This window comes from Deinococcus metallilatus (assembly GCF_004758605.1).
Classification (GTDB): Bacteria; Deinococcota; Deinococci; order Deinococcales; family Deinococcaceae; genus Deinococcus; species Deinococcus metallilatus.
Genome location: NZ_CP038512.1, coordinates 2,644,062 through 2,666,323, shown reverse-complemented (window position 1 = coordinate 2,666,323; position 22,262 = coordinate 2,644,062). Strand labels below are relative to the sequence as shown.

The following is a 22,262-nucleotide window of genomic DNA, read 5'->3' as shown; positions in this document are numbered from 1 at the left end:
AGACAGGGTAAGGGGCGCGGCGGCTTTGCGGTATGTCTTGGTGGGGCGGCTTCTAGCCTGCCCGACTGGACGGGCTGAATATACCTTCATCCAGCCGGTGACCCATTCCGGGCCGGAGACGGGAGGAGTACTCTTCGCGCATGTCCTCCTCCGTGCGCTCCGTGCGGCCCCGCAGTGCCTTCAGCCGCTGGTTTCTGGAGACGGAACCTCCCGAACAGGACCGCGAGGGTTTTTACAAAAGAGAGCAGGCAGCGCAGGAGCAAAAGCATCCCTGGTGGCAGGTGATGTGCCTGACAGGCGTGGACTACTTCTCCAGCCTGGGGTACGCGCCGGGCATCGCCTTCCTGGCGGCGGGGGCGCTGTCGCCCATCGCGACGCTGGTGCTGGTGGTGGTGATGCTCTTCGGTGCCCTGCCGATGTACCGCCTGGTCGCCTACGAGAGCCCGCACGGCGACGGTTCAGTGAGCATGTTCGAGCGCCTGCTGAACTACTGGCCCAGCAAGCTGCTGGTGCTGGCGCTGCTGGGCTTTGTCGCAACCGGGTTTGTGGTCACGATCACGCTGTCGGCAGCGGATGCGGCGGCGCACCTGGTCGAGAATCCCCTCCTCAAGGGCGGGCTGGCCGGGAAGCAGGTCATCATCACGCTGGGGCTGCTCGCGCTGCTGGGCGCGGTGTTCCTCAAGGGCTTCAAGGAGGCCATCGGGATCGCGGTGGCGCTGGTGGCGCTGTATCTGGGCCTGAACGTGGTGCTGATCGGGCGCGGGCTGGTGGAAGTGCTGACCCATCCCGGCCTGGTGGGGAACTGGTGGGCGGGGTTGCGGCACGCCTACTTCTCGCCGCTGGCGCTGATCGGCGCGGCGCTGCTGGTGTTTCCCCGGCTGGCGCTGGGCATGAGTGGCTTTGAAACCGGCGTGCTGGTGATGCCGCTGATTCGCGGGAATCCCGACGACACGCCCGAGCGCCCCCTGGGCCGCATTCAGAATGCCCGCAAACTGCTGACCACGGCCGCCCTGATCATGAGCACGTTGCTGCTCACCTCGTCGTTGGTCAGTACCACGCTGACGCCCGCCGCGGCCTTCTGGCCCGCCTTCACCTACATGCACAACGTCAACGCTGGCGACCTCGCGGCGGGACGCGCGGTGGTGAACGTGCCGCTGGACGACCTCGCCCACCCCCGCCAGGTCTACGCCCTGCACCTGCCCGCCAGCGGCCCGGCGGCAGGGCCGCGGACCATCACTGTCCAGGCCCAGACGGTGGGCGGCCCGGTGCCGCTGACCGTGACGGTCACCCCCACCGCGCCCGGCTCAGCCCTGGTGACGGTGAACAAACCGGCGGGCGAAGCGAACGGGCGCGCGCTGGCCTACCTCGCGCACCGGCTGATGGGAGAAGGCTTCGGTACCCTCTACGACATCAGCACCATCCTGATCCTGTGGTTCGCGGGGGCCTCCGCCATGACCGGACTGCTGAACATCGTGCCGCGCTTCCTGCCCCGCTACGGCATGGCGCCGGAATGGACCCGCGCCACCCGGCCCCTGGTGGTGCTGTTCATAGGCATCTGTTTCCTGGTCACGCTGCTCTTCAAGGCCAACGTGGACGCCCAGGGCGGGGCCTACGCGACCGGCGTACTGGCGATGATGACCTCGGCGGCGGTGGCCGTGTTCCTGACCGAACTGCGACGGAAGCACCCGGGCACGGCCCTCTTTTTTGGCGTGGTCAGCGCAGTCTTTGTCTATGCCATCAGCGTCACGATGCTGGGGCAGCCCCAGGGCCTCTACATCGCCCTGATCTTCATTGCGGCGATCCTGGCGGTCAGCCTGGCCTCGCGCGTCAGCCGCTCGACCGAGCTGCGCGTCCAGCAGGTGACCTTCGACCCGGAAGCGACCCGCCTGCTGCGGGAGACAGCGGGGCACGGTCTGCCCCTGCGCTTTATCGCCAACCGCCTGAACGCCGGAAATACCCGCGAGTACCGGCTCAAGGACCTGGAGGTTCGGATGGACACCCATCTGCCCAAGGGCGAACCGGCCCTGTTTCTGGAGGTGGCCGTGACCGACCCCAGCAACTTCAGCGACACCGTGAACGTGACGGGCGTGCAGGTGGGGCGTTACGCCATTCTGCGCGCGCGGGGCAACAGCGTCCCCAACACCATCGCCGCCGTGCTGCTGCATATCCGCGACCGGACCGGCAGGCCCCCCCACGTGTATTTCGAGTGGAGCGAGAAAGGCCCCGCCGCCAACGCCCTGCGCTTCCTGCTGGCCGGGGAGGGTGACATCCCGCCCCTCACGCACGAGGTGCTGCGCCTGGCCGAGCCCGAGCAGGCCCGCCGCCCGGTGGTGCATGTGGGGGGGTGAGGGGGAAGTTCTTTCTGACCTGGGACGTGAGGGAGCCGTCCCAGGCTGTTTTTGGCTCCCAAGAGAAAACCCCCACCGGGAAGGCGGGGGCGTCCAGACGGGCACGGTGACGCGCTGGGCAGGCGCCCAGAGGCTTACGTCAGGGCAGGAGCTTTCCCAACGTGTGGATCAGCTCTGCAAGAGCGGTGACCAGCGCCACGAGGGCGGTTACAAACCCCGTCCAGGCCGCTAGGAGTTTCACCGAGCGCCGGAACTTTGCTTGTCTCGCCTTGCGGTTTTTGGTACGCTTCTTGTGGACCAAGAGCATCACCAACCTTTCGGTGACCCCCGCGTGCTTCCGACACGTGGGGGTTGCTCCTTTGTGGAGCAGTGACCTCTGGCCTACCCGACTTGTCATACGGCGCGCCCGGCTGGACACGCCGAGTATAAGGGCATCCGCGCCTTCCCCGGGTGTAGCCTCTCCCCCGTGACCGTTCCCGCCGCCTCTGCCGCTTTCCGCCTCTCGTCAGCCCAGCTTGGCCTGATCGCGGCGAACTTTCTGATGTGGGGCGGGTTTTTCGCGGTGATTCCGCTGGTGACGGTGCATTTCGTGGATGGGCTGGGGTGGGCGGCGGGCAGCGTGGGGCTGGTGCTGGGCGTGCGGCAACTGGTGCAGCAGGGCCTGACGGTGTTTGGCGGGGCCTGGGCCGACCGGATCGGGCCGAAACCGCTAATCCTGGCCGGGTGCCTGATCCGCACGCTGGGCTTTTGCTGGATGGGCTTCGCGGACACGCTGCCCGTACTGCTGGCGGCGTCGGTGCTGGCGGGGATCGGCGGCGGCCTCTTCGACGCACCCAAGAACGCGGCGATCACGGCGGTGACCCGGCCCGACCACCGCGCGCGGATGTTCAGCCTGACCAGCATCTCCGGCAACCTGGGCATGGTGACCGGGCCGCTGATCGGGGCCGCGCTGATCGGCCTGGGCTTTCGCACGGCGGCGCTGGCGGCAGGCAGCGTGTACCTGCTGGCGTGCGCGCTGCTGGCCCTGACGTTGCCGCATATGCGCCCGGAGCAGGTGGCGGGCAGCGGCCTCGCGGGCCTGAAGACCGCCGCCCTGGACCGCCGCTTTCGCCGCTTCACGCTGGTACTGGTGGGGTACTTCCTGCTGAGTACGCAGCTCAACGTGGCGGTCACCCTCAAGGCGGTGAGCCTGGCGGGGCCGGGGGCGACCGGGCCGCTGTATGGCCTCTCGGCGGGGCTGGCGGTGGTGCTGCAATACCCGCTGCTGCGGTTCGTGGAGCAGCGGGTGCGGACGCGCGCAGCGCTGGTCGCGGCGGTGCTGACCGTGGGCCTCAGCCTGGGACTGATGGGCTTCGCGGTGACCTTCGGGCAACTGCTGGCCTGCGTCGCCCTCTACAGCCTGGGCACCATGCTGGTGTACCCCACGCAGCAGACGCTGACGGCGCGGCTGGCCCCGGCCGGGCTGACCGGCAGTTACTTCGGCTTCAGCGCGATCAGCCTGGGGCTGGGCGGGGCGGTCGGGAACGTGGTCGGCGGGGTGCTGATCGACGCGGGCGCGCGGATGGGTGCGCCGCTGCTCCCCTGGCTCTCGCTGATGCTGGTCGGCCTGTTCACCGCGCTGGGCCTGCGCTGGGCGCTGAAGGAAGTCCCCACCCGCGAGGAGGCGGAGGGCCTGAAAGAACGCGGCCCCACGCTTCGATGAAGGGCAAGCGTGGGGCCGCGTTCGGGCTTCACTCAGGGTGTACTGGAGGCCGGAGTGGCCGCACCCGGCAGAGCCTGGGCCTCGGTGAGATGCTGCGTGATGATGGGGAGCTGCTGGTTCGCCAGCGCCACCACGTCGGCGTCCTTCCCGGCGGCCTGCTCGTTTTGCAGGAGGCTGACCGTGAGCTGGTGGCTGAGGACCATCTCGCGGGCGTAGGCCGTGTCGAAGGCCGCGCCGCTCAGGCCGCTGAGGGCATTGAGCTTGAGCTGCAATTCCGGCGGCAGCATCTTGGGCAGGGGCACGCCCTTGCGGGTGGCGAGGGCCGCGACCTGATTCTGGGCGGTCGTGTGGTCGTTGACCATGTGCTGGGCAAAGGCCCGGACCGGGTCCGATCCCGTCTTGCTCAGCGCCACCTGCGCGGCCTGGATTTCGAACAGGTTGCTGCCGGTGGCCGCTTGCAGGAAGAGGCCGTCCGCCGTGCTGGCATTCGGCGCCATCATCATCGGCGCACAGGCCGCCAGCGCCAGGGGCAGGAGAAGGAGCGGTCTTTTCATGGGAACCTCCCGAGAACGTCACGGCCCGGCTGCCTTCAGCGCGGCCCACCCATCCACGTCTCACCGGTCAGTCTGGTGGGCGGGCGCGAGCCGCGCATGGCACCCGCTTCAAGGTCGGGTCAATGGAGCCTTAGCGTTGGGCTGAAAAAGCGGGCCTGTGAGGGCTGGCCCCACCCGCTACACTCACCTCATGGTCTGGGTCAACGCCTTCATGCTGCTGCTCGTCGCGCTGCTGGTGGGTTGGGTGCCGGTGCTGGGGCCGCTGCTGCTGGGCTTTCTGGCGGGGCGGGCGGAGAAAGGGTGGCGGGCGGTTCTCATCCTGCTGCCCGCGCTGATCTTGCAAACGCTGGGGCTGCTGGGCGTGCGCTGGCTGGAACAGGCGGCGTCCACGCGCGGCCTGGACAACTGGTTCTGGACGGCGCTCGCCTGGCTGGGCAGCCCGCTGTACACCGCGCTGGGCCGCCCCCTCGGGAACATGATAGGAGACAGCAACCTGGCGGGCTTTCTGCTGCTGTTCACGCTGCCTGCCGTGCTGGGCCTGCTGCTCGGGTGGGTCACGGGGAGGCGGGCGCGGCGGCTGTGAGCGTTGACCACAACTGGACCATCGCCCGGATGAGGGGACCGCTCAGGTCGTCCTCGGCGGGGAGTTCCTGAGGGCCGAACCACGCCGCGCCGTGGATCTCATCGGTTGGCAGCGTCAATTCACCTGTGACCCCATGCGCCCGGTACAGCACCGAGACGTTGTCGATCACGTCCCCGTGCGGGTAGGTGAAACGGTACTCGGGCCCCGCGTACAGCCGCAGCGGTTCGAGGTGTGGGGCCTTCAGGCCCGTTTCCTCGAACAGTTCCCGGGCAGCGCACTGCTCGAAGCTCTCGCCGGGTTCCAGACTGCCGCCGGGCGGGGTCCAGCGGCCTGTGCCGCCGTGGCGCAGCAGCAGGAGACGGCCCATATCGTCCGTCACCAACACATTTGCGCCGGGGGCGAAGAGGGGACGTGGGCCAACCCGTCTTCTCAGCTCCATCAGATGCTCCCCGATGGGCGGCGCGTCCGGAAAGGGGAGCAGGGGGAGGGGCGGCAGGCCCGCGCGGGCACGCAGGACAGTCATGCTCGCCCGGTTGATGTTGCTGCTCAGGGGCGGCAGGTCGTCCAGCGCGAACCACGCCAGGGCCAGCGTCTCGCCGCTGTCGTCCGGCTGGGCACCCTCCAGGGCCGCAGCGGGCAGCGTGCCGCGCGTCCGTATCCCAACCAGATAAATCTCGTGCCCGTTGGGGTAACGGTGGTAGAACTGCGGGCCGCTCACCAGCCCTTCCTCCAGGGGCAGCGGGGCGAGGTCCGGGCAGGTCAGGCCCGTTTCCTCCAGCAGCTCACGGTGCGCGGCCTCCAGAAAAGTCTCTCCCGGTTCCAGCCCTCCGCCCGGGATGCCCCACAGCCCATCGTCCCCGCGTTTCTGGAGCAGCACCCGGCCCTGTTCGTCCTGAATGAGGACGCTCACGCCGACCGAGACGAGGACGCCGCTTCCCCATACCGCGCGCAGTTCGGAAAGATAGGACATGCCCTGCACCCTAGCGGCTCTGAGCGCGTAGCGTGAGTGCATGACGGACATCCACCCCGATCTGACCGACACCGAATGGAGTTTCGAGACGACCGCCGTGCAGACCGGCATTCCGCGCGGCCTGGGCCAGACCGTCGGTGTCCCGATCCACCAGGCCGCCGCCTTCCAGTTCACTACGCTGGAGGAGGCGCAGGACGAGTTCGCGCGCAACCAGGGCCTCAGCTACGCCCGGTTGCAAAACCCGACCGTTCGCGCGCTGGAAGAACGTCTCACCGCGCTGGAGGGGGGCGCGGCCACCGTGGCGCTGTCCAGCGGCCAGGCGGCGACCCTCACCGCGATCCTCAGCGTGTGCCGGGCGGGGGACCACGTGGCCTCCACCGCCAGCCTGTTCGGCGGCAGCGCGGGCCTGCTGAACAACATCCTGCCGCTGATGGGCATCTCTGCCACCCTGACCGACAACACGCCGGACGCCATCGAGTCCGTTATGCAGCCGAACACCCGTCTGGTCTGGGCGGAAACCATCGGCAACCCCGCCGGGGACCTGCCGGACCTGTCGGCGCTGGCCGAGGTCGCACACGCGCACGGTGCCTTGCTGGGCATCGACAACACCTGGGGCGGCGTGGGCTACCTGTGCCGTCCGCTGGACTTCGGGGCGGACATCGTGGCCCACTCGCTGACCAAATGGGCGGGCGGGCACGGCAGCGTGATGGGCGGCAGCGTCACCGTCGGCACCCGCCACGACCTCACCCGCAACCCGATCTACACGGACGGCGGCGAGAACAGCGTCCTTTCCCAGCGCGGCGCAGCAGCCCTCGCGTGGCGGCAACGCTGGCTAGGAGCACACCAGATGGGCATGACCCTCGGCCCGCAGAACGCCTTCCTGCTCGCGCAGGGCCTGGAAACCCTCGCGCTGCGCCTCGCCCGCGAGAGTGAAACGGCCCTGGCCCTCGCGGAATGGCTGGAGGCCCAGCCGCAGGTCGGACGCGTCTCCTACCCCGGCCTTCCCAGCAGCCCCTGGTACGCCCTCGCGCAGAAGTACCTGCACGGCGGCTTCGGCGCGGTCCTCACCTTCGAGGTGCCCGACCCCGCGGCCTTCCTGTCCCGCCTGCAAGTCATCCGCATCGCCCCCAACCTGGGTGACACCCGCACGCTGGTCGTCCACCCCTGGACCACCACGCACGGGCGCCTGCCCGAAGCGGCCCGCCGCGCGGCGGGTGTCACTCCCCAGACCATCCGCATGAGCGTGGGCCTGGAGAGCCTGGAGGACTTGCAGGCCGATCTGGCGCAGGCGCTGTAACTCACAGCCAGGGCTTCTTGCCGATCACGTACTCTCGGTAGAAGGCCTCGTCGGATTTGGTGAGGTAGAGGATGCCCTCGATCAGCCCCAGCAGTCCCACCGCACCGCCGATCAGGGCCGCCAGCGGCAGCGTGATGATCAGCCCGAAGCCCAGCGTCAGCAGGCCCAGCAGGAGCGCCAGCACCCACACACCGATACTGGTCGCCAGCATGATCACCCCCGGCGTGTTGATGCCCAGGTAGAACTTGTGGACGCCCAGGCTGCCGAGCACGATCCCCAGCAGCCCGGCGATCAGCTTCTTCTGTGAGATGTCGGCGGGCATGCCAGCAGAGGCCTGGCCGCGCCGGTCTTCCGGCCAGGCGGACAGGGGGCCGGGCGGCGGGGGCATGACCTGCGGCCCCGCAGGCATCTGCGGCGTTCTGGCCGTATTGCCGGTGGCGCGGGCGACCCAGTCTTCCTCCTCTGTGGGGCGAGGCTCGGGCCGGGCGCGCGGCGGTTCCGGAATCCGGAGGTCGTTCACCGGCTCGCGGGTGGGTGGGGGCGCGGGGGCAGGTTCGGCCCGCAGCACCTCGTCCACCCAGGAGGGCACCTCCCGCTGGGGCGCGGGCGGAGTTCCGGGGGGCTTGTCGTCGGGGTTCGTCATGTCTGGCCTCCTCGGCCTCCATTACGAGGGCCTGGGCCGTTCCGTTGCGTCGCCTGAAAGTTGCACCCGCCGCCGTTGGCCACGCCCGGCCCCCGGCTGTGCTAGACCTCTCCCATGACCCTTCGTGAGCAAGCCCGGCAGCAGGCGGACCTGTTGCAGCAGTGGATGAGCGAGCTGCCCGACCTGCCGCTGCCCGCCCGGCCTGACCGGATCGCGGTCGTCTGCGTGGACCTGATCGAGGGCTTCACGCGGGAGGGACCGCTCGCCAGTCCCCGCGTCGCGGAGATCATTCCCGGGGTCGTGGACCTGATCCGCCGCCTGCTGGGTGCCGGGGTTCCCGCCGAGAATGTCGTCCTGGTGCAGGACAGCCATCCCCAGGATGCCCGGGAGTTCGCCGCCTACCCTCCCCACTGCGTCGCGGGAACGCCCGAGGCGGAGGCAGTGGCCGAACTGCGCGCGCTGCCCGAGTTTCCCCGTTTCCGGCACTTCCAGAAGAACAGCATCGCCAGCCACACCAGCCCGGAATTCCAGGCGTGGCTCGCGCAGGCCGACTTCGACATGGTGATCGCGCTGGGCGATGTCACTGACCTCTGCCTCTACACGCTGGCGCTGCACCTCGTCACCTTCGGCATGGCGAATCACAAGGACTGGACCGTCATCGTGCCCGAGGGGTGCGTGCAGACCTGGGATGCGCCCGGCCATCCCGGGGACCTGTACCACGCCCTTTTCCTGCACCAGCTTGAGCGCAACGGGGTACAGGTGGTGCGGAATCTGGCGTTCTAGGACTCCTAGAACTGACGCGATTGGGAAGAAGAAAGCGCGTAGGACGCTGTTTTTTCTCCTCCCCCTTGAGGGGGGACTGGTACAGCTCGCACCGCGAGAGGCTGGGACTTGCAAAGCTGCGAAGCAGAGGGGGTGAACGGGCTGAGCGTCCCAGTGCCACTTTCTCTCAACTCCCCAATATTCCAAACCAGAGTTTCGTGTAATACCGACTTGCTCTGATCTGTCAAAAAAGCGTCTGGCTTCCCTGATGTTGTGCTGGCCGCCCTTCCTCCTACCCCCGCAGCAGGAAATGCTCGATGATCGCGTGGTGGTCCTCGAAGAACAGTTCCGGCTGCGCGAGGGCCTGCGAGAACGGCATCCAGAACGCCTCGGCGGCGCCCTCGGCCGCCTTCAGGACCGGCAGTTGGCCGATCCCCAGGTCGAAGTGGAAGGCGTGCGTGACTGTCCTTCCCCGCTGGCTGCGGCCCGGATGGTCGAAGACCGCCTGCGAACGCACCTTCGCCGCGAGGTCCACCGCCTCGCCCAGCCCGGTTTCGCTGGAGGTGCGGCGTGCAGCGCAGGCCAGCAGCGTCTCGTCCGGTTGCAGGAAGCCGCCCGGCATGGCGAGTCTGCCGCGTCCCGGCAGCCCGGCCAGCCGCACGACCAGGACGTGCCCGCTGCGCGTTACCACCGCGTCCGCCGTCACGAACACCGGGGGAAAGGGCGCGTCCCGCCACGCGGCGCGGTACTCGCGCAGGTAGTCGTATTCGGTACGGAGTTCGGCGTACTCGGGCATCTGCCGGAAGGCGGTCAGGAAGGCGTGGACGGCGGGCGGCACCATGCCCTGCACGTCCTCCAGGCGGTCCTCGAAATAGGCTTTCCGCACGTCGGTGGCGCTCAGGGGACTGATCACGTGGGTGGGGATAAATTCCCAGGCGGGAAAGGAACGCAGGTAATAGCTGCTCTCGTCCTTGAGGTGCCCGATCAGCGCGATGTCCGTGCTGCCGCGCGTGTGCTCGGCCACGCCCCGCTGGACCTCCGAGAGCCACAGCCCCTCGTTGTAGAAGGAGTCGCGCACCTGCACGAAGCAGAAGCGGCTGCGCGCCGCGCCCGCCTCCAGCAGCATCGCCGTGATCACCTCCTGCCGTTCCTCGGCCGTGAAGGGATTCTTGGTGTTGCGGGCGGCCCGCGCGCTGCCGATCACCACGATCAGCTTCTGGACCTGCTCCAGTGCTTCGAGCATCACCAGCAGGTGCGCCTGGTGCGGCGGCTCGAAGCGCCCGATGTACACGCCGAAGGTGCGTTTGCGGTTCCGGGGTGGGGGAGAGGCCAGGGCTGGGTCGTGCGGTGCCGTCATGCCCCACCGTGCGTGCCGCAGGAGATGTGAAGGATGAGAAAGCAGCGGGGGAGCAGCTGGGCCTCCGAAGGGAGGGGGTGGGGAAGCCGCGCGCTCCTCAGCTCTGGCGATTCTGTGCGGTTTGCCCCTCGGGAAGGCCGCCTATCGCCCTGCCTGACCTAGGCGGAACTGGGGAGGGTGGCCCAACGGTCAGGTGATGCAGGTTGGAAAATGACCTTACCCTTATATTGTTCACATGCGCGCCGCCGCGACGCCCCCCCTGGCCTCCGGCATCCTGACGGATGTGGGGCGTCAGCGCCGTGTGAATCAGGACGCCGCGCTGGCGCTCGACCTGCCGCACGGGGGCCTCTATGCCGTCGCGGACGGCATGGGTGGGCACGCGGCGGGGGAACTGGCGGCCAACCTGGCGCTCGATACCCTCAGCCAGCACTATCTCGACGGGCGTGGGCCGCCCGCCGAGCGGCTGGCGGAGGCGGTCCAGGCGGCCAACCTGGCGGTGCTGCGGCACGCGGTCGGGGAGTACGTGGGCATGGGCACCACCCTGATGGCGCTGCTGGTGGACCGGGGGGCGGGCATCATCGCGCACGTGGGCGACTCGCGGGCCTACCTGCTGCGGGAAGGCGAGTTGCACCGCCTCACCGACGATCATTCCTGGGTGGCCGAACAGGTCCGGCTGGGCAACCTCACGGAGGAGGAGGCCCGGCACCACCAGTGGCGCAGCGTGGTGAGCAACGGGCTGGGCGGCGAGGAGCGGGTGCGGCTCGAACTGTTCGGCCTGCCGCTGCGGGCCGGGGACCGCCTGCTGCTGTGCAGCGACGGCCTGAGCAGCGTGGTGGCCGACCGCACGCTGCTGGACCTGCTGCTGCGGCCCCAGGCCCCCGAGCAGGCAGCGCGCGCCCTGGTAAATGCCGCCAACGACGCGGGCGGCCCCGACAACATCACGGCGGTGGTCGTGGACGTGCTGCGGGACCAGCGGCTGCCCCACTACACCCTGCCGGTCCGCCAGGGAGACGGTCCCCTGTACGTGGACGTGCTGCTCAGTGCCCAGCGCGGCAGCAGCCCGCTCACCTACGTGCTGCTGATCCTCGCGTACTTCACGCTGCTGGGCGTGATGCTGATTCCCGAGCAGCGGGGCGTGATCGCGTTGCTCGGCGCGGCCCTGCTGGTGGGGGTGGTGGTCGCGCAGCGCGTCACGCGCGCCCGGCTGGGCCGTCCCCCGCCCCGCCCCGCCCCCATCCGCGCCGCCTACCCCGAGGGCGAGCCGCAGGAGGCCCGCAACTCTTCCGGCTGAGGCCGCACGTCCCGGCCGGGGGGACAGTCTGGCCGGGTACAGTGGAGCCATGAAAGACAGCGTGACCACCCCGGACGCCCCCGCCGCCATCGGCCCCTACAGCCAGGCCACCACCTTCGGCAATCTGGTGGTCACCAGCGGCCAGATTCCGCTGCGGCCCGACGGCACGCTGGTGGAAGGCGGCATCGAGGCGCAGACGCGACAGGTGCTCGACAACCTCGTCGCGGTGCTGGGGGCTGCCGGGACGGACCTGGAGCGGGTCGTCAAGACCACCGTGTTCCTGGCGGACATGAACGAGTTCGCCGCGATGAACGCCGTGTACGCCGAGTACTTCCAGCCGCCCTATCCCGCCCGCAGCACCGTGCAGGTGGCCCGCCTGCCGCGCGACGTGCGGGTGGAGATCGAGGTGATCGCCGAGCGGCACTGACGCGCGCGAAGGGCGCGCGGGAGGTCGAACGGTCAAAAAATCTGACCGTCTGACCGCTCAGGAGCTTGTCTTGATCTGACTTCTCCGGCAGTTAGACCGTTCGACCGTCAGACGGTTAGACCCATCTTCGTGATCCTGCTCTCGACGCTGCCCCGCGGGGCATGCCATCCTGCGTCCCGTGGTCGTCCTCCCTGTCCGGTTTGAACGCAGCCCCCGCCTGCACGCGATGCTCAGCGCCGAGCCGCATGCGGTGGGCAGCCGCGTCGTCGTGCAGGGCAAACGTGGCCCGGAAGTCGCCACCGTGCGCGGCGAGGCCGGGCCGCCCGACGAGCAGGCCCGCTACGGGGCCGTGCTGCGTGCCGCGACCCCCGAGGACCTGACCCGCTGGGAGGAGCTGTACCGCCAGGGCGAGGACCTCAAGTGGCTGCTGCGCGCCCGTGCCCGCGAGCGCGGCCTGCCGGTCAAGATCGTGGCGGTCGAGTTCACGCTCGACGAGAGCCTGGTGACGGTCAGCTACAGCGCCGACGAACGCATCGAACTGAACAGCCTGATCGGCGAACTGCGCGCCCACACCCGCGCCCGCGTGAACTTCGCGGCGGTCGGCCCGCGCGAGCAGGCGCAGATGATCGGCGCACTGGGCGCCTGCGGCCGCGAGAACTGCTCCAGCAACCACCTTCAGGAGTTCGCGCCGGTCAGCATCCGGATGGCCCGCGACCAGCAGCTTCCCCTGAACCCCGAAAAGCTCTCCGGCCCCTGCGGGCGGCTGCTGTGCTGTCTGCAATACGAGCACGGCCAGTACCTCGATCTGCTGAGGGACCTGCCGCGCAAGAACGCCCGCGTCTGCCACGAGGGGAGCGGGGCCTGCGGCAAGGTCGTGAAGCTGCACCCGCTGGCCGGAACCGTGGACGTCCAGACCGAGCAGGGAATGCTGGGGGGCGTCCCTGCGGCAGAGCTGACCCGCGCGCCCGAGGCCGCCCCCGGCAAGGGCAGGCGCGCGGAGGCCGAGGCCTGAGCCCCGCAGGTGCCCCGGGTGCGGGCCACACGCGGCCAGGCTGACGGGCTGGACCTCGGCCTCGACCTGGGGACGGGCAGCGTGAAAGCCGCGCTGTTCGAGGGGAGTCGGCTGGTGCGCGTGGCCTCCGCGCCTTACGCCGTCACCGCTCCGCATCCCGGCTGGGCGGAAAGTGCTCCGGGGGCCTGGTGGGCCGCCACCGTGCAGGCGACCCGTGAGGTGCTGGGCGACCACGGCCCGGAGGTGCGCGCCGTCGGCCTGTCCGGGCAGATGCACGGCGTGGTGCTGAGTGATGGGCGCGGCCACCCGCTGCGTCCCGCCATCCTCTGGGCCGACGCCCGCACGACGCCGCAACTGGCGGTGTACCGGGCGCTGCCCGCCCCCATCCGCACGGCCCTGCGCAACCCCCTCACGACCGGCATGGCCGGACCGACGCTCCTGTGGCTGCGGGAGCAGGAAGGGGACACCTACCGCGCTGCCCGCTGGGCCTTGCAGCCCAAGGACTGGCTGCGGCTGCACCTGACCGGAGAAGCCCGGGCCGAACCGTCCGACGCCTCGGGCACCCTGCTGTACGACCTGGAGGGCGAGGACTGGAACCGGGCCCTGCTCGACCGGCTCGGTCTGCGCCCCGGGCTGCTGGCGCCTCTCCTCCCTTCCCGGGCGGTGGCAGGCACCCTGAAGCGGGAGCCAGCGCAGCAGCTCGGCCTGTCCCCGGGCCTGCCGGTCGCGGCGGGCGGAGCGGACACGGCTGCGGCGCTCCTCGGCACCGGCCTCCCGACCGGACAGGGGCAGTTGACCGTGGGCACCGGCGCGCAGCTCGTCCTGCGCCAGGACACATTGCCGGAGGCGCAACCCGGGCTGCACGTGTTGCGCGATACCCGCGACCGGGGCTGGTATACCCTCGCGGCGGTGCAGAACGCCGGGGTGGCGCTCGAATGGGCCAGACGGGTGCTGCGCTGCGGCTGGGAGGAGTTCTACGCCCTCGCCCGGCAGGCCCCGCCGGGGGCAGGCGGCCTGCTGTTCCTGCCTTACCTGACCGGGGACCGCACCCCGCACCTCGATCCGAACGCGCGGGGCGGCTGGATCGGCGCGGGCCTGGAGCATGACGCGCCCCACCTGGCCCGCGCCGCGTTCGAGGGGGTGGCCCTCTCCATCGCCGAGGCGGCGGCGCTCCTGCCCAGCGCCGTCCAGCCCGCCTGGCGTCTGGCGGGGGGCGGCTCGGTGCAGCCATGGTGGCGGCAACTGCTCGCGGACGTTCTGGCGCGGCCCCTGGAACTTCTGGACGTGCCCTCGGCGTCCGCCTTCGGCGCCGCGCTCCTGGCCGGGGCCGCCGCGACCGGACGACCGCCTGACCTGCCGGACTGGCGCAGCACGGAAGTGGTCGAGCCCGCCGGGGAGGGTGTCCCCGCAGGCACGCGGGACAGGTTCAGCGCGGCCTATCAGGCGTTGCGCCCCTGGTTTGCCCAGCGCCGCAGCACACCTCCGGCCGTCTAGCTCCAGGGCGCTTGGCGGTGAGGACGCGGAAGCATGTTCACTGCCAATCAGGACCGAAGCACCGAGCAGGCCAAACAAAAAACCCCCTCTCTGGGAGGGAGTTCTGTGCTGGTCGAGGCGGCGAGATTTGAACTCACGACCCCTACCACCCCAAGGTAGTGCGCTACCAGGCTGCGCTACGCCTCGACGGCCAGCCACAGAACTATAGATGCCGTTCGGCCAGCCGTCAAGGGCGCGGGGCGCTATGCTTGGCCCCGTGACCAACTTGAGTTTCGAGGAAAAGCTGCGGAACTACGCGCGGCTGGCGGTGCGGATTGGCCTGGGCGTGCGGGAAGGCCAGCGCGTGCTGGTCGAAGCCCCGGTGGAGACGGCGCCGCTCGCCCGCCTGATCGTGCGTGAGGCTTACGAGGCGGGCGCCAGCTTCGTCGACGTGCGCTGGGACGACGACGACGTGCAACTTGCCCGCTTCACGCTGGCCCCGGAAGGGTCGTTCGAGCAGATCAGCCAGTGGCGCGTGGACGCCGAAACCGAAACGGCGGACGCGGGCGGCGCGGTGATCGCCATTCGCGCGACCAACCCCAACCTCTACGCGAACGTGGACCCGGCCCGCGTAACGGCCCACCAGCGGGCGCTGGCCGCCTACCGCAAGCCCTATTCCCTCCAGGTGATGACCAACCGCCTGAACTGGAACCTGATCTCCGCGCCGGTGCCCGAGTGGGCCGAGCTGATGTTCCCGGGCGTCTCCCGCGAGGAAGCCGTCCAGAAGCAGTGGGACGCCATCTTCGCCGCCACCCGCGCCGACCAGCCCGACCCGGTGGCCGCCTGGCAGCAGCACCTCGCAGACCTCAAGCGCCGCCGCGACCTCCTCACCGCCAAGCAGTACGCGGCGCTGCACTTCAGGGGCGGCGAAACCGACCTGACCGTGGGCCTGGCCGACGATCACATCTGGGGCGGCGGCGCGGCAGACACCCCCTCCGGCATCACCTTCACCGCCAACATCCCCACCGAGGAAGTCTGGACTGCCCCGCACCGCGAACGGGTGGACGGCGTGGTGGTCAGCACCAAGCCGCTGTCCTACAACGGCGTGCTGATCGAGGGCATCCGCATCCGTTTCGAGGGGGGGCGGGTGGTGGAGGCGACCGCGCGGCAGGGCCAGGAAACCCTGCGCCAACTCATCGACACCGACGAGGGCAGCCACCGTCTGGGAGAGGTCGCGCTGGTGCCCGACTCCAGCCCGATCAGCCGCTCGGGCCTGTTCTTCTTCAACACGCTGTATGACGAGAACGCCGCCTCCCATATCGCCATCGGCAGCGCCTACCGCTTCAATGTGAAGGGCGGGGTGGACATGACGCTGGAGGAATTCCAGGCGAAGGGGGGCAACGACAGCCTCACCCACGTGGACTGGATGATCGGCAGCGGTGAGATGGACGTGGACGGAATCACGAAGGACGGGCAGAGGGAGGCGGTGATGCGGGGGGGCGAGTTCGTGATCTAGGAGCCGTCAGCTTTCAGCGGTCAGCAAGATTGCTTCTGCTCACGGCTGCCTACTCCCGCTGCGCCAGCCACAGCACCAGCGCCTCCGCACTGGCCGGGTTGGTGGCGAGGGGGATGTCGTGCACGTCACACAGGCGCAGCAGGGCGGACACGTCCGGTTCGTGCGGCTGGGCGGTCAGGGGGTCACGGAAGAAGAAGACGGCCAGGACGCGCTCCTCGGCGATGCGGGCACCGATCTGCTGGTCCCCGCCCAGTGGCCCCGACAGCATCCGCTCGACGGTGAGGCCGGTCTTCTGCTCCAGGATGCCGCCCGTCGTGCCGGTGGCGATCAGGTGAAACTGGGCCAGCACATCGCGGTGACTGAGGGCGAAGAGGGCCAGTTCCAGCTTCTTCCGGTCGTGCGCGATCAGGGCCACCTGACGCCGGTCGGCCGCCGGGCCGCTCACGCTTCCGCCTGCTGCGCGGCGAGCGCCGCCCCGATCACTCCGGCATTCGTGCCGAGTTGCGCGGGGCGGATGGTGACCGGGGCGAAGGGACCGGCGTACTCCTCGGCGGCGGCCCGGACCCCCTGGAAGAACATCTCTCCGACGCTGGCGACGCCGCCCCCGATCACGATCACCTCCGGGTCGAGCAGCTTCTGGAGGTCGGCCAGCGCGACGCCGATGTGCTTGAGGGCCTGCTGCACGATCCGGCGGGCGGCGGGCTGCCCCTGCGCGGCGAGCGCGAAGGCTTCCGCCGTGCTCACGTCGCGGTTCAGGGCGTAGCTGGCGTCGCGGGCGATGGCGGTGCCGCTGGCGACGGCTTCCAGCGCCCCGTCGAGGCCTGCCCCGCTCACCGGGCCGCCGGGCATCACGGTCACGTGCCCCAGTTCCCCCGCGATGCCGTGCCGTCCGCGCCAGATCCGCCCGTTCAGGACGATGCCCGCGCCGATGCCGGTGCTGACGGTCACGTACACACTGCTCCCCGTGCCGCGCGCCGCGCCCAGGTGCGCTTCGGCCAGGGCGGCGGCCTTGGCGTCGTTTTCCAGCACCACCCGCTGGCCCAGCCGGACTTGCAGGCCGTCCACCAGCGGCACGTCGGTAAAGCCGTAGATGTTCGGCGCGAACTTGACACGGGTGCGCGCCAGGTCGAGTGGCCCCGGCACGCCCACGCCGACCCGCCGGACCTCCGGGTGCCGGGCCTGCAACTCCCGGACCCGCGCGGCGATGGCGTCCAGCACCGCCTCCCAGCCCGTCTCGGGGGTGGGCTGGACCTGCCGGTCCTGTAACTCTCCGCCGCGCAGAATCCCGGTGGCGATCTTGGTGCCGCCCACGTCCACGCCGATACTGACCTGCTGCGCTGCTGCTTCCGTCACTCTTCTGCCTCCCTCTCCAGCTTCGCGGGAGCGCTTCCAGTTCTCCGCGCGTTCATCACCGGCACTTTAGCCTGCGGGCTGGCGGGCTCAGCCCGGGAATGTCTCGCCCGCTCCGTCTCCTTGCAGCAGCGCGAGCGCCTCGGGCAGTTGCACTTCCGGCACGTAGAGGCCCACGTCGCCCATGTAGCCGCCGGTTTCGATCTCGATCACGGGGCTGCCCATCGCCCACTGGAAGGGCGTGCGGACCACGCTGACCACCCCTCCCGCCCAGAGCGTGCGCCGCCAGCCTTCCGCCAGCAGGCGCGGCAGCGTGTCCAGCCGCACCCATACGTCGCCCTGATACAGCACCCGGTCCTCGTAGTGCGCGTGGCTCACCCGGGCAGGCTCTCTTCCGTGCCGGTCGCCGGACGCGCGGACAGGGGGAGGAAGGCGCGGCGCCAGGCTTCCGGCAGCGGCTCGGGGCGGTGCGCGGCGTTCACCCGCACCTGCACGGTCCGGGCAAAGGCACAGGGCTGGCCGTCCGCCGTGAGGCGTGACACGACCGTCCAACTGCTGCGGCCCACCCCCTCCACCAGCGTCTCGACGGCCACGCGCTGGCCCCAGCGCACCTCCTGGCGGTAGTCGAGTTCCAGCCGGGCGAGCACCGAGCGGTCATCCTCGTCGCGGACCCCCAGGTCACGCATCAGGAGGACGCGGGACGTTTCCAGGTACTGCACGTAGACGGCGTTGTTCAGGTGGCCCATGCCGTCGATGTCGCCGTAGCGCATCTGGATCTCGGTGCGGTGGGCGCGCGTCCAGTCCAGGGCCGCCAGGGCGTCGGCGGCAGCGCGCGGGTCGGGTTCGCTCATGGCGTCCATTATGCGGGCCCCGCCTCCCTTTCGCCTGCTGCGCCTCATGCCGGGTGACGCTATGCTCTGACCCATATGACTCCGCCTGACCCGCCTCCGCCTCCGCGCCGGGACCTGCGGGCGTCCTGGCGACAGGTGCAGCGGCTTCCGGTCACGCTGATGCTGGCCAGTCTGCTCGCTGGCCTGGGCATCGTGCAATTGACGTTTCAGCTCGGGAACATGACCTACCGCACCCTGACCTGGAACCGCGAAACCCGCGCCACCCAGGCCCGGATTCAGAGCCTGGAGCACGACCTGCGCGTGCTGCGCGAGGCCGAACAGGCCGCCAGCGATCCCGCCTACCTGGAAGTGCAGGCCCGCTGCCAGGGCTTCGTGGGCGCGAACGAGACGGTGGTGGTGGCCAAGGGTGCCCCCGAGACGCCCGGCGAGAACTGCGCGGTGCTGCGCCTCCCCTGAGCGAAGATGAGAAGCCCTGAGGTTTTGGTGGGGATTGCCGCCCTGCCCCCCGCGCCCGGCGTATGCTGCGGGGACCATGTCACTCGTCGTTCTGGTCACGGTGCCCCCCGAACGAGCACAGGAACTTGCCCGGACCCTCGTCGCGGAGCGTCTGGCGGGCTGCGTGAATGTGATCGGCGGCATCCACAGCATCTACCGCTGGGAAGGCGACATCGCTGAGGACCCCGAGTCGCTGCTGCTGATCAAGACCACCGGGGAACGCTACCCCGACCTCGAAGCGCGCATCCGGGCCATGCACCCCTATCAGGTGCCCGAGATCATCGCGCTGCCCTTTGACCGCGCCCTGCCCGAGTTCCAGAGCTGGCTGCTCAGTGCCACCACCCTGCGCGGCGAGTAGGCCCGCTGGCATAAAAAAAGCTCCCGCTGGGGGAGCAATTCTGGCGGGCCCTGTAGGACTTGAACCCACGACCTACGGTTTTGGAGACCGCCGCTCTACCAACTGAGCTAAGGACCCTCGGCTGCGGCGCGGGAGAACCCTGGCCCGCAAGCCCGCGCAGCATAGCAAAGGGGCCAGCAAGCACGCAAGGGTAAGGCCCGCCTTTACAGGAAGCCGCCCCCCAGCATCAGCCGCAGCGCCCCCAGCGCGGCCACCACGACGTTGAGCGTGATCGCACTCCGGTCGCGGGCCAGCACGCCGAAGATCAGGCCCAGCACGGCGGGCGGCAGCACGACCAGCCAGTTCAGCCAGCCGAAGAGGGGCAGGAAGCCCAGCAGCAGGCCCAGCGCCGCGAGAATGCCGAGGATCAGGGAAAGGAAGCGCATGCCACGAATACGCGGGACAGAGCGGGAAAGTTGCCGGGCCTCTAGAACAAATGGCTCAGCGCGGGCGCCTCTCACCCGGTGGAGTGTAGGCTGCCCCGCGTGACCCGCTCCTCCTCCTCCCGCCTGCCCCACGGTGCCAAGGCCCGCGCGCCGCTGGTGCTGTCGGCGCTGGAAACGCTCTACCCCGACGCCCGCACCGAACTGGCCTTCGGGAGTCCCTTCGAACTGCTGGTCGCCACCGTGCTGAGCGCCCAGGCCACCGATGTGAGCGTGAACGCCGCCACGCCCGCCCTCTTCGCCCGCTATCCCGACGCCTTTGCGATGAGCCAGGCCAGCCCCGAGGACATTGAGCCGCTGATCCGCACCATCGGCCTGTACCGGGGCAAGGCGCGCAACCTGGCCGCGCTCGCCCGCCTGCTGGTCGAGCGGCACGGCGGGGAGGTCCCCAACGATTTTGACGCGGTCGTGGCCCTGCCCGGCGCGGGCCGCAAGACCGCGAACGTGGTCCTGAGCAACGCCTACGGTTACCCCGCCATCGCCGTGGATACTCACGTGGGCCGCCTGGCCCGCCGCCTGGGCCTGAGCGTGCAGACCAACCCCGACAAGGTGGAAGTGGACCTCCAGCGCCTCTTTCCCCGGGAACGCTGGGTCTTTCTGCACCACGCGCTGATCCTGCACGGCCGCCGCATCTGCATGGCCCGCAGGCCGCAGTGCGCCGCGTGTCTGATGCAGACGTTCTGCCCGCGCGTGGGGGTGGAACCGTGAAGGCCACAGGCCGGGAGCGGAGGCGCGGATGACCTGGAAATTTTCTCGCCAGCTCTGGCTCTACCTCGCCTCGGCGTTCACCTTCGGGCTGGCGCAGGCGTTCGCGGCGCTGTTCCTGAACTTCTACCTGCGGGCGCTGGGGCTGGGGGCGGAGTGGCAGGGGCTGGTGAATGCGCTGCCCGCGCTGACGCTGGCCTGCCTCAGCCTTCCGGCGGTGGCGCTGGCCCGGCGGATCAGCAACGCGCGGACGATTCAGCTCGGCAGCGTCCTGAGTCTGATCGGCGCGGTGATCCTGGCGCTGGCCGGGGGACCGCTGGCGGCCCTCGCGGGAGCGCTGGTACAGGGAGCGGGGGCGGCGCTGCTGTCCGTCGCTGGGTCGCCCTTCATGGCGAACAACAGCGACGAGCGCAGCCGCGTCACCCTTTTCAGTGTGCAGAGCGCGTTGATGACCGGGGCGGGGTTCCTGGGCAACCTGCTGGGCGGGCGCGTGCCGGAGGTGTACGCGGCGGCCACCGGGACGGCCCCCGACGGGTTGAGCGCGCTGCGGGCCGCGCTGCTGGTGTCGGCGGCCTTTCAACTGGTGGGCCTGCTGCCGGTGCTGTTCCTGCGCCCCAGCGGCAAGCCCCGCCCCCAGGGCCGCTCCTTTGCCGTGCGGGACAAGCGGACGATGACGCGGCTGGTCGCCCCGAACCTGCTGGTCGGCCTGGGGGCGGGCGCGACCATCCCCTTCCTGAACGTGTTCATCGAGGGCAAGTTCCATGTGGACTACGCCAGCCTGGGCACGCTGTTCGCCTGGACCAGCCTCGCCACCGCCGCAACCGTGCTGGTGCAGCCGCTGCTGGTGCGCCGCCTGGGCCAGCTTCCCGCCGTGCTCACGGTGCAGGCCGCCAGCCTGCCCTTTCTGGCGGTGCTGGGCTTCGCGCCGGAGCTGTGGATGGTCAGCGCGGCCCTCTTCACGCGCGGCGCGCTGATGAACGCGGCCGGTCCGGTCTACAGCGCCTACGCCATGAGCGCCCTGCCGGACGAGGACCGCCCGATGTACTCCGCCGTGAACGTGATCACCTGGGACCTGGGGTGGGCGGTCAGCAGCCTGCTCAGCGGCGTGGTGCGCGGCGTGCTGCCCTTTGGCTTGGCCTTCCGCGTGCTGTTCGCCTGGACGATCCTGATGTACGCGGGCAGCGTGCTGGCGATCTACCTGGGCCTGTACCGCCGGTCGCGGCGGGCGGCCGCTTCTGCCGCTGCGCCGCTGCGGCGGTGAGGCCCCCGCCGCTGGACGGGGGTAGACTGACCGCGATGAGCGACACCGGACCCCTTCAGAGCCTGTACCGCGTGCAGGAGCTTGACCTGGAACTCGACCGGCTGCGGGACGAGGAGGCCAGCGTCCCGGACGCCCTGCGTGCTGCCCGCGCCCAGCAGGAACGCCTGAACAACGACCTGGAGGACACCGAGATCACCCTGGAAGGCACCGAGAAGCAGATCCGGGGGCTGGAACAGGACCTCCTGGGCACCCGCGAGCAGATCACCCGCGCCCGGGAGGAGCAGGAGAAGAACGCCTTCGACGCCCGCGCCCAGAGCCAGTACGGCAGCCGCATCCAGATGCTTCAGGAACGCGCCGAGGAGATGGAAGAGGACCTCGCGCCCCTGCGCGAGCGGCAGCGCGACCTGACCGGCAAGGCGGGCGGCCTGCGCGGCGAGCACCGCGCCCTGCGCCCCCAGCTCGAAGAACTGGAAGCCCAGGACGAGGCCCGCATCCAGGGCCTGCGCGACCAGGGCGAGGGCGCGCGGCAGGAACGCGCCCGGCTGGTCGCCGGGATCGATCCCCGCACCGTCAAGGAATACGACCTGATCCGCAAGGCCAAAAAGGGCCTGGGCCTGGTCGAGATCCGGGGAGGCCGCTGCACCGGCTGCAACGTGATGCTGCCGGTCAACGTGCAGCAGAAAGCCGCCCAGGGCAAGCTCCCCCCCGTGAAGTGCCCTTCCTGCGGGCGCTTCCTGATCAAGCTGGGCTGAGGGCAGGCCACCCCCTTTGGGGGAAGTCGGGCGGGCCGGACCCGCCTCCTGCCCCGCAGCCGTGCCCAGACTT

The 22,262-nt window shown here is 70.1% G+C and carries 24 protein-coding genes and 2 tRNA genes; 15 read left to right on the top strand and 11 right to left on the bottom strand.

Going from position 1 to position 22,262, the window contains the following annotated elements:
* Positions 1–140 precede the first annotated feature (140 nt).
* Positions 141–2,348 carry an APC family permease gene (locus E5F05_RS18995; protein ID WP_129120204.1) on the top strand — a complete coding sequence of 736 codons (2,208 nt, stop codon included), beginning with the start codon at positions 141–143 and terminating at the stop codon, positions 2,346–2,348.
* 466 nt (positions 2,349–2,814) lie between these two features.
* Complete coding sequence (locus E5F05_RS18990; RefSeq protein WP_129120203.1) at positions 2,815–4,050, top strand: MFS transporter; 1,236 nt, start codon at positions 2,815–2,817, stop codon at positions 4,048–4,050.
* A 32-nt stretch (positions 4,051–4,082) separates the two neighbouring features.
* Here E5F05_RS18990 and E5F05_RS18985 read toward each other — a convergent pair whose 3' ends face one another.
* Positions 4,083–4,604: a DUF4142 domain-containing protein gene (locus tag E5F05_RS18985; protein ID WP_129120202.1), complete on the bottom strand. Its 522-nt coding sequence runs from the start codon at positions 4,602–4,604 to the stop codon at positions 4,083–4,085.
* A gap of 190 nt (positions 4,605–4,794) precedes the next feature.
* Between E5F05_RS18985 and E5F05_RS18980 the strand changes: the two genes are divergently transcribed.
* Positions 4,795–5,187 (top strand): hypothetical protein, encoded by a 393-nt coding sequence (locus tag E5F05_RS18980; protein WP_129120201.1) that lies wholly within the window; start codon positions 4,795–4,797, stop codon positions 5,185–5,187.
* Here the strand turns inward: E5F05_RS18980 and E5F05_RS18975 are convergent.
* Positions 5,159–6,157 carry an NUDIX domain-containing protein gene (locus E5F05_RS18975; protein ID WP_129120200.1) on the bottom strand — a complete coding sequence of 333 codons (999 nt, stop codon included), beginning with the start codon at positions 6,155–6,157 and terminating at the stop codon, positions 5,159–5,161. The two genes, E5F05_RS18980 and E5F05_RS18975, sit on opposite strands and share 29 nt — an antisense overlap.
* A gap of 40 nt (positions 6,158–6,197) precedes the next feature.
* On the opposite strand from E5F05_RS18975, the gene E5F05_RS18970 reads away from it, so the two are divergent.
* Complete coding sequence (locus tag E5F05_RS18970) at positions 6,198–7,454, top strand: O-acetylhomoserine aminocarboxypropyltransferase/cysteine synthase family protein (protein ID WP_129120199.1); 1,257 nt, start codon at positions 6,198–6,200, stop codon at positions 7,452–7,454.
* A 1-nt stretch (position 7,455) separates the two neighbouring features.
* Here the strand turns inward: E5F05_RS18970 and E5F05_RS18965 are convergent, their stop codons facing one another.
* Positions 7,456–8,097: a TM2 domain-containing protein gene (locus tag E5F05_RS18965; RefSeq protein WP_129120198.1), complete on the bottom strand. Its 642-nt coding sequence runs from the start codon at positions 8,095–8,097 to the stop codon at positions 7,456–7,458.
* A 114-nt stretch (positions 8,098–8,211) separates the two neighbouring features.
* Between E5F05_RS18965 and E5F05_RS18960 the strand changes: the two genes are divergently transcribed.
* Positions 8,212–8,880: a cysteine hydrolase family protein gene (locus E5F05_RS18960; protein WP_129120197.1), complete on the top strand. Its 669-nt coding sequence runs from the start codon at positions 8,212–8,214 to the stop codon at positions 8,878–8,880.
* A gap of 271 nt (positions 8,881–9,151) precedes the next feature.
* Here the strand turns inward: E5F05_RS18960 and E5F05_RS18955 are convergent, their stop codons facing one another.
* Positions 9,152–10,216 (bottom strand): bifunctional nicotinamide-nucleotide adenylyltransferase/Nudix hydroxylase, encoded by a 1,065-nt coding sequence (locus E5F05_RS18955; protein WP_129120196.1) that lies wholly within the window; start codon positions 10,214–10,216, stop codon positions 9,152–9,154.
* 235 nt (positions 10,217–10,451) lie between these two features.
* On the opposite strand from E5F05_RS18955, the gene E5F05_RS18950 reads away from it, so the two are divergent.
* The 4 genes from E5F05_RS18950 (at position 10,452) to E5F05_RS18935 (ending at position 14,440) form a co-directional block, all read left to right on the top strand.
* Positions 10,452–11,507, top strand: coding sequence for a PP2C family protein-serine/threonine phosphatase (locus E5F05_RS18950; RefSeq protein WP_129120195.1), 1,056 nt, complete (start codon positions 10,452–10,454; stop codon positions 11,505–11,507).
* A gap of 49 nt (positions 11,508–11,556) precedes the next feature.
* Complete coding sequence (locus E5F05_RS18945; RefSeq protein WP_129120194.1) at positions 11,557–11,934, top strand: RidA family protein; 378 nt, start codon at positions 11,557–11,559, stop codon at positions 11,932–11,934.
* A 226-nt stretch (positions 11,935–12,160) separates the two neighbouring features.
* Positions 12,161–12,946 carry a PSP1 domain-containing protein gene (locus E5F05_RS18940; protein ID WP_129120242.1) on the top strand — a complete coding sequence of 262 codons (786 nt, stop codon included), beginning with the start codon at positions 12,161–12,163 and terminating at the stop codon, positions 12,944–12,946.
* A gap of 18 nt (positions 12,947–12,964) precedes the next feature.
* Positions 12,965–14,440 (top strand): xylulokinase, encoded by a 1,476-nt coding sequence (locus E5F05_RS18935; protein ID WP_241687237.1) that lies wholly within the window; start codon positions 12,965–12,967, stop codon positions 14,438–14,440.
* Positions 14,441–14,549: 109 nt separating this feature from the next.
* Here the strand turns inward: E5F05_RS18935 and E5F05_RS18930 are convergent.
* Positions 14,550–14,626: transfer RNA gene (locus E5F05_RS18930), tRNA-Pro, on the bottom strand.
* Between the two features lie 58 nt (positions 14,627–14,684).
* Between E5F05_RS18930 and E5F05_RS18925 the strand changes: the two genes are divergently transcribed.
* Entirely contained in the window at positions 14,685–15,935 is a 1,251-nt protein-coding gene (locus E5F05_RS18925; protein ID WP_129120193.1) for an aminopeptidase, read from the top strand.
* 49 nt (positions 15,936–15,984) lie between these two features.
* On the opposite strand, the gene mgsA is transcribed toward E5F05_RS18925, so the two are convergent.
* The 4 genes from mgsA to E5F05_RS18905 all read right to left on the bottom strand — a co-directional run bounded on the left by mgsA (position 15,985) and on the right by E5F05_RS18905 (position 18,145).
* Positions 15,985–16,380: a methylglyoxal synthase gene (mgsA, locus tag E5F05_RS18920; protein ID WP_129120192.1), complete on the bottom strand. Its 396-nt coding sequence runs from the start codon at positions 16,378–16,380 to the stop codon at positions 15,985–15,987.
* Positions 16,377–17,288, bottom strand: coding sequence for an ROK family protein (locus tag E5F05_RS18915; protein WP_129120191.1), 912 nt, complete (start codon positions 17,286–17,288; stop codon positions 16,377–16,379). Before E5F05_RS18915 ends, mgsA begins: the two co-directional genes overlap by 4 nt.
* Positions 17,289–17,375: 87 nt before the next feature.
* Complete coding sequence (locus E5F05_RS18910) at positions 17,376–17,663, bottom strand: hypothetical protein (protein WP_129120190.1); 288 nt, start codon at positions 17,661–17,663, stop codon at positions 17,376–17,378.
* Positions 17,660–18,145: an acyl-CoA thioesterase gene (locus E5F05_RS18905; protein ID WP_129120189.1), complete on the bottom strand. Its 486-nt coding sequence runs from the start codon at positions 18,143–18,145 to the stop codon at positions 17,660–17,662. Before E5F05_RS18905 ends, E5F05_RS18910 begins: the two co-directional genes overlap by 4 nt.
* 66 nt (positions 18,146–18,211) lie before the next feature.
* Here E5F05_RS18905 and E5F05_RS18900 point away from each other — a divergent pair, with 66 nt between their 5' ends.
* Positions 18,212–18,592: an FtsB/FtsL family cell division protein gene (locus E5F05_RS18900; RefSeq protein WP_129120188.1), complete on the top strand. Its 381-nt coding sequence runs from the start codon at positions 18,212–18,214 to the stop codon at positions 18,590–18,592.
* Positions 18,593–18,668: 76 nt separating this feature from the next.
* Positions 18,669–18,989 (top strand): divalent-cation tolerance protein CutA, encoded by a 321-nt coding sequence (cutA, locus tag E5F05_RS18895; RefSeq protein WP_129120187.1) that lies wholly within the window; start codon positions 18,669–18,671, stop codon positions 18,987–18,989.
* 41 nt (positions 18,990–19,030) lie between these two features.
* On the opposite strand, the gene E5F05_RS18890 is transcribed toward cutA, so the two are convergent.
* Positions 19,031–19,106 (bottom strand) — tRNA-Trp (locus E5F05_RS18890).
* 86 nt (positions 19,107–19,192) lie between these two features.
* A complete protein-coding gene (locus E5F05_RS18885) occupies positions 19,193–19,414 on the bottom strand; it encodes a hypothetical protein (protein WP_129120186.1) in 222 nt (73 codons plus the stop codon).
* 99 nt (positions 19,415–19,513) lie between these two features.
* Between E5F05_RS18885 and nth the strand changes: the two genes are divergently transcribed.
* Genes nth through E5F05_RS18870 form a run of 3 tightly spaced genes read left to right on the top strand, consistent with a single transcriptional unit; the run spans position 19,514 to position 22,189 of the window.
* On the top strand, positions 19,514–20,179 hold the full coding sequence (nth, locus tag E5F05_RS18880) for an endonuclease III (RefSeq protein ID WP_129120185.1): 666 nt from the start codon (positions 19,514–19,516) through the stop codon (positions 20,177–20,179).
* Between the two features lie 28 nt (positions 20,180–20,207).
* Complete coding sequence (locus tag E5F05_RS18875) at positions 20,208–21,437, top strand: MFS transporter (RefSeq protein WP_129120184.1); 1,230 nt, start codon at positions 20,208–20,210, stop codon at positions 21,435–21,437.
* A gap of 35 nt (positions 21,438–21,472) precedes the next feature.
* Positions 21,473–22,189, top strand: coding sequence for a zinc ribbon domain-containing protein (locus E5F05_RS18870; protein WP_129120183.1), 717 nt, complete (start codon positions 21,473–21,475; stop codon positions 22,187–22,189).
* Positions 22,190–22,262: the final 73 nt, after the last annotated feature.